Annotated in this window: 2 protein-coding genes; one reads left to right on the forward strand and one right to left on the reverse strand. The window is 60.9% G+C overall.

Annotation, left to right across the window (positions count from 1 at the left end):
* A partial coding sequence (locus tag C4334_RS08250) for a UbiD family decarboxylase (protein WP_352431608.1) occupies window positions 1-1,404 on the reverse strand: 1,404 nt, incomplete at its 3' end.
* Window positions 1,405-1,573: 169 nt separating this feature from the next.
* On the opposite strand from C4334_RS08250, the gene rfbD reads away from it, so the two are divergent.
* On the forward strand, window positions 1,574-2,449 hold the full coding sequence (gene rfbD / locus C4334_RS08255; RefSeq protein WP_352431609.1) for a dTDP-4-dehydrorhamnose reductase: 876 nt from the start codon (window positions 1,574-1,576) through the stop codon (window positions 2,447-2,449).
* Window positions 2,450-2,544: the final 95 nt, after the last annotated feature.

Below are 2,544 nucleotides of genomic sequence, written 5' to 3' on the forward strand. Positions count from 1 at the left end.
GGTTTCAGCTCGATGGAGATCGGCGGGAAGTTCGCCACGGAACTCGCGTGGCAGTTGGCGCACCGGATCGCCGAGGCCGACGAGCAGCGCTTTGCTTCCGCGGTTGATCTTTCCGCTTGTGTAGTCGAGCGTATCCATCGAGACGTTGGAGAAGATGAAGAAATCGCTCTCCCAACGTACGCGCGCCAGCACGTGTTCGAGCAGTCCCTTGAAGTCGCGCAGGTCCAGCGGCGTGTCGGTGAGGATCAGGAACTTCGTCAACGAGAGTTGACCCTCGCCGAGGAGGCGAAAGCCGTGGACGAGCGCTTCGCGCGCGTAGCGTTCGCGCACGACGGCAGCTGCTAGCGCGTGAAAGCCCGTCTCGCCGTAACTCCACAGGTCGCGCACGCCGGGCATGACGAGCGGAAAGAGCGGAGAGAGAAGCTTTTGCAAGTAGTCGCCGATGAAGAAATCTTCTTGGCGCGGCTTGCCGACGACGGTTGCCGGATAGATCGCGTCGCGACGATGAAAGACGGCTTCGACGTGGAAGACCGGGTAATCGTGTGCGAGCGAGTAGTAACCATAATGGTCGCCGAACGGCCCTTCGAGTCGTCGTTGATGCGGCGGCACGTGTCCGACGAGCGCGAACTCAGCTTCAGCGACCAAACGCAGGTGCCCTTGAAGCGGATTCTCGATGACGCCGATCCGCTCTCCGGCAAGCACGGAAGCGAGAACAAGTTCCGGCACGTCTTCCGGCAAGGGCGCGATGGCGGCCAGAATGAGCGCTGGTGGACCGCCGAGGAACACGACCGTCTTCAAGGACTCGCCGCGCGCTTCCGCCTCATGATGGTGAAAGCCGCCGCCTTTTTGGATCTGCCAATGGATGCCGGTTGTGTGATCGTCAAAGCGTTGCAAGCGGTACATCCCGAGATTATGTTTGCCCGTCACGGGATGTTCCGTATAGACGAGCGGCAAGGTGAAGAATGGGCCACCGTCTTCTTGCCAAGTAGTCAACACGGGCAGTTCGCCGAGCCGCGCCGGGCGGTCCATGACTTCGGTGACCGGCGCGCGTCGGACGCGCCGCGTGCCGAGCCGCAAGGCTTCGAAGGCGAGCGAACGTTGACGCCAAAGCTCGGCGGGGCGTGGCGGCAATAGCGATTCGATGAGATGAACCGCTTGCCGCACGAGCCGTTCCGGTTTCGGGCCAAAGGCGAGTTCGATCCGCTTCGCCGTTCCGAAAAGGTTGGTGACGACCGGATAACGGCTGCCGCGGACGCGGGCGAAAAAGAGCGCCGGTCCACTGCGCGCAATCACGCGCCGATGGATCTCGGCAAGTTCCAAGTGCGGATCAACTTCGGCTTCAATGCGGAGCAGTTCGCCTTCCTGACGCAACTGATCCAGATAAGAACGAAGATTACGGTGCATGTCTTCCCCTCAAAGTATAACCTGAAAAGTCGTCCGGTGGCGAAAAGGCGCTTTGGTCGGTGGGCGATTTGAGTTATGATCGGCGCTCCATTGGTGAAAGCGATTTTCTGCTCGCTCCATTTCACGAGCGCAAAATGCTGAATCGCACAGCGATCTTTTTCGTCTGCCTATGCACATTGAGAATTCGCCGCGAAAAGTTTTGATCACCGGGGCTGGCGGCATGGTCGGAAAGGCGACTGCTGCCTATTGCCGCGCGCTCGGCGACGAAGTACGGGCGTTCGATCGTCAAACGCTCGACATCACGGATGAAGAAGCAGTCGCCCGTTGCTTCGATGAAGTGCGTCCTGAGGCCGTGATCAATTGCGCGGCGTGGACCGATGTGGATGGTTGCGAGTTGGATCCAGAGCGCGCTCATCGCGTCAACGCACAAGCTCCGGAGAGACTGGCGCGCCACTGCCGTCGGGTCGGCGCGCTTTTGGTGACGATCTCCACCGATTACGTCTTCGACGGCACCAAGAGCGGCTTCTACACGCAGCGCGACGATCCGAATCCGCAGAGCGTTTATGCCCGCGCCAAGCTCGATGGCGAGCGGCGTGCCATGCAAGCCTGCGCGCGCACCATGGTGGTGCGTACTGGTTGGATCTTCGGCCTTGGCGGCAAGAACTTTTTGAGCAAAATAATCGAACTGACTGAACGCGGCGAACGTCTGAAAGCTATCAGGGATTCATGGGGAACGCCGACCTACGCGAACGATCTGGCGCGTCGATTGCGCGAGCTTGCGGCGTTGGATCTGCCCGGCATCTACCACGTCGTCAATAGCGGCAAAGGGGCGAGCTACGAGCAGTTTGCGCGCGAAACGCTGGCGCTCGCTGGCCTCGAAGCGGAGATCGCCAGCGTCAGCTTTGCCGATCTCAAGCGTCCGGCACCGCGCCCGCAGAACTCGCGTCTGCGCTGCCTTTTGTCGGAAGCGATCGGGCTTGCGCCGTTGCCCGATTGGCGCGATGCGCTCGCGCGTTTCGTCGCCGCGACGCGCACCGCGAGTTGACGGCAGACACGCCTCCCGTCGCTGGCCGTCTTTTGCGCGTATCTTCGGTTTGCGCGGCGACTTGTTATTGCGCGTATCTTTGGTATGATTTTCGG

The sequence above is a fragment of the Pyrinomonas sp. genome, assembly GCF_040289685.1.
Classification (GTDB): domain Bacteria; phylum Acidobacteriota; class Blastocatellia; order Pyrinomonadales; family Pyrinomonadaceae; genus Pyrinomonas.

Excerpts from the sequence above, each read along its gene's own strand:
- rfbD (WP_352431609.1), top strand. The coding sequence starts at position 1,574 with ATGCACATTGAGAATTCGCCGCGAAAAGTTTTGATCACCGGGGCTGGC.